Here is a 3,479-nt window from a genome sequence, read left to right as displayed (position 1 = left end):
GGATTGTTCGCACGAGGTGATCGGTGCCGCCGTAGAAGTGCAGCGCGTGCTCGGCGTCGGATTGCTGGAAGGCGCTTACGCGGCTGCGCTCGCCATCGAGCTTGCCGAACGCGGACTGCGGTTCGAGCGGGAGGTGGCGATTGCCGGTAAGTACAAGGGAATGGACATAGGGGTTGCGTACCGGGCCGATTTCATCGTCGAAGGTTCGGTGGTCGTGGAGCTGAAAGCGGTGGAAGCGACATCGGATGCCCATCGCGCGCAGCTCTTGACGTACCTGCGCCTGTCCGGGCACAAGATCGGACTATTGATCAACTTTCACGCATTCCCCGTTGCCAAGGGCGTGCAAAGGCTGGTGAACAAGCTATGAGGATCTCTGTCTTGTTTCGCGTCCTTTGCGGAATCTTTGCGTCCTTTGCGTCCGGCTGTTCGGATTCCTCCAGGAGTAAGCCATGAAGCTGCTGATGATCGACAACTACGACAGCTTCACCTACAACCTGGTCCAGTACTTCGGGGAGCTGGGGGCCGACGTGGAGGTGCATCGCAACGACGAGATCACGCTGCAGGAGATCGAGGCCGCTCGGCCCGACCGGCTGGTGATCTCGCCCGGGCCCTGCTCGCCGGCCGAAGCGGGGATCTCGGTGGAGGCGATCCGGCATTTCGCCGGCAAGCTGCCTATCCTCGGGGTGTGCCTGGGCCACCAGGCCATCGGGGCGGCGCTCGGAGGGAAGATCGTGCGCGCGCAGCGGCTGATGCACGGCAAGACCAGCGAGATCACCACCACGCAGGAAGGCGTCTTCGCCGGCCTGCCCGGGAAGTTCACGGTCAACCGCTACCACTCGCTTGCCATCGAGCGCGAGAGCTGCCCCGCCGACCTGAAGCTCACCGCCTGGACCGAGGACGGCGAGATCATGGGCGTGCGGCACAAGACCTTGGCCGTAGAAGGCGTGCAGTTCCATCCCGAGTCCATCCTGACGGAACATGGCCACGCCATGCTGAAGAACTTCCTGGAGCAAGCCAAGTGAAGATCGTCGACCTGCGCAGCGATACCGTCACCCAGCCCAGCGAGGCCATGCGCGCCGCCATGTTCGCGGCGCCGCTCGGCGACGACGTGTTCGGCGACGATCCCAGCGTCAACGCGCTGCAGGAGAAGATCGCCGCGCTGCTCGGGTTCGAGGCCGCCCTGTTCGTGCCCACCGGCACCCAGAGCAACCTGTGCGCGATCCTCTCGCACTGCCAGCGCGGCGACGAGTACATCGTCGGCCAGATGCAGCATTGCTACCGCTGGGAGGGCGGCGGCGCCGCGGTCTTCGGCAGCGTGCAGCCGCAGCCGCTGAACCACCAGCCCGATGGCTCGCTGGCGCTGACCGAGATCGAGTCGGCGATCAAGCCGGACGACCCGCACTTCGCCCGCACCAGGCTGCTGGCGCTGGAGAACACGCTGGGCGGGCAGGTGCTGTCGCAGGTCTACCTGGAAAAGGCGACGAAGCTGGCGCGCTCGCGCGGCCTCGCCACCCATCTCGACGGGGCCCGGCTGTTCAACGCCGCGGTGGCGCAGGCGGCGGCCAACGGCAGCGACGCGCGCACCGAGGCGCACCGCATCGCCTCGCTGTTCGACAGCGTCTCCGTGTGCTTCAGCAAGGGCCTCGGCACGCCGGCGGGCTCCGCCCTGTGCGGCTCGAAGGAACTGATCGCCCGGGCGCGGCGGGTGCGCAAGATGGCCGGCGGCGCGATGCGGCAGGCAGGCCTGCTGGCGGCGGCGGCGAGCTACGCGCTCGACCACCAAGTCGAACGGCTGGCGCAGGACCACGCCTTGGCGCGCCGGCTGGCCGAGGGGCTGGAAGGCGTCGAAGGGCTGTCCTTCCAGGTGCCCGAGACCAACATCGTGTTCGTGGACCTGCTCGGGCCGGCGCGCGAGCGCTCCGCGGAACTGCTGCAGCACCTGAAGGCCCAGGGCGTGCTGGCCACTGGGCTGTACCGGCTGCGCTTCGTGACGCACCTGGGGGTGGACGAGGCCGGCGTCGACCGGGCGGCGGCGGCGATCCGCTCCTTCTTCCAGGCGTAAGGGGCGCGCAATGCCGGATGCGCAGCACCTGCTCCTGTTCGTGGCGGCGGGCATCCTGCTGAATCTCACGCCGGGGCCGGACGTGCTCTACATCGTGAGCCACGCGATCCGCCGTGGCGGGCGCGCCGGCGTGGTGGCGACGCTCGGGGTCAGCGCGGGATGCTTCGTCCACATCGTGGCGGCGGCGGTGGGGGTGAGTGCGCTGCTGGCCGCGTCGGCGACGGCGTTCACGGTGCTGAAGTGGGCGGGGGCAGCGTACCTGGTGTACGTGGGGGTGCGGTTGTTGCTGGCAAAAGGGGCGCAGAAGCGCTGGGCTTTCGCTGGCGCTCCAGCGCCAGCCTACGAACAGCCCGTCCACGAGGAGACAGCGCGCGAAAAGGTGGCCGACGAGGGAGGCGCCCGGGAAGGGACCGCGGGCCTCTGGGAGGTGTTCCGCGGCGGCTTCCTGACCAACGCGCTGAATCCCAAGGTCGCGATCTTCTTCCTCGCCTTCGTGCCGCAATTCATCGCGCCGCAGGCCGAACACAAGGCGCTGGCCTTCCTGGCCCTGGGGCTGCTGTTCAACGTCAACACGCTGGCGGTCAACGCGCTCTGGGCGCTGGCCGCCGCCTGGGTCGCGCGCACGCAGGCCGTGCAGCGCAGCCTGCACTGGCTGGACCGCGTCGCCGGCCTCATGTTCATGGGCTTCGGGCTGCGACTGGCCCTGGCCGAGAATCCCACCCGATAAACGCCTCCGAGGAGCACGCCATGTCCATCACCCCGCAAGAAGCGCTGCAACGCACGATCGAGCACCGCGAGATCTTCCACGACGAGATGCTGAAGATCATGCGGCTGATCATGAGCGGCGAGCTGTCGCCGGTCATGACCGCCGCCATCGTCACCGGCCTGCGCGTGAAGAAGGAGACGATCGGCGAGATCACGGCGGCGGCGCAGGTGATGCGCGAGTTCTCCACCAAGGTGAACGTGGCGGACAAGACGCACCTGGTCGACATCGTCGGCACCGGCGGCGACGGCTCGCACACCTTCAACATCTCCACCTGCTCGATGTTCGTGGCCGCAGCCGCCGGCGCCAAGGTCAGCAAGCACGGCGGGCGCAGCGTCAGCAGCAAGTCCGGCAGCGCCGACGTGCTGGAGAGCCTGGGCGTGAACATCAACCTGTCGCCCGAGGCCATCGCCCGCTGCGTGCAGGAGGTGGGCATCGGCTTCATGTTCGCGCCCAACCACCACCCCGCGATGAAGAACGTCGCGCCGGTGCGCAAGGAACTGGGCGTGCGCACCATCTTCAACATCCTGGGCCCGCTCACCAACCCGGCCGGCGCGCCCAACATCCTGATGGGCGTGTTCCACCCCGACCTGGTCGGCATCCAGGTGCGCGCGCTGCAGCGTTTGCAGGCCGAGCACGCCCTGGTGGTCTACG

At 68.1% G+C, this 3,479-nt stretch carries 5 protein-coding genes; all 5 read left to right on the top strand.

Features of this window, described 5'->3' with window-relative positions; all coding sequences use genetic code 11:
• Positions 1-367, top strand: a 367-nt coding sequence (locus VFM98_RS22860; RefSeq protein ID WP_325112194.1) for a GxxExxY protein, incomplete at its 5' end; no start/stop codon positions are given.
• Between the two features lie 82 nt (positions 368-449).
• The gene (locus tag VFM98_RS22855; protein WP_325112193.1) at positions 450-1,022 is read left to right on the top strand and encodes an aminodeoxychorismate/anthranilate synthase component II; all 573 of its coding nucleotides are present in this window, start codon (positions 450-452) and stop codon (positions 1,020-1,022) included.
• Positions 1,019-2,062 (top strand): low-specificity L-threonine aldolase, encoded by a 1,044-nt coding sequence (ltaE, locus tag VFM98_RS22850; protein WP_325112192.1) that lies wholly within the window; start codon positions 1,019-1,021, stop codon positions 2,060-2,062. The genes VFM98_RS22855 and ltaE overlap by 4 nt, the downstream gene beginning before the upstream one ends.
• A 10-nt stretch (positions 2,063-2,072) precedes the next feature.
• On the top strand, positions 2,073-2,789 hold the full coding sequence (locus VFM98_RS22845; RefSeq protein ID WP_325112191.1) for a LysE family translocator: 717 nt from the start codon (positions 2,073-2,075) through the stop codon (positions 2,787-2,789).
• Between the two features lie 20 nt (positions 2,790-2,809).
• A partial coding sequence (trpD, locus tag VFM98_RS22840) for an anthranilate phosphoribosyltransferase (protein ID WP_325112190.1) occupies positions 2,810-3,479 on the top strand: 670 nt, incomplete at its 3' end.

This window comes from Ramlibacter sp., from assembly GCF_035706265.1.
In the GTDB taxonomy this organism is placed as follows: Bacteria; Pseudomonadota; Gammaproteobacteria; order Burkholderiales; family Burkholderiaceae_C; genus Ramlibacter.
The sequence above is the reverse complement of the archived record's forward strand: the minus strand, read 5'-3'. Positions and strand labels throughout refer to the sequence as shown.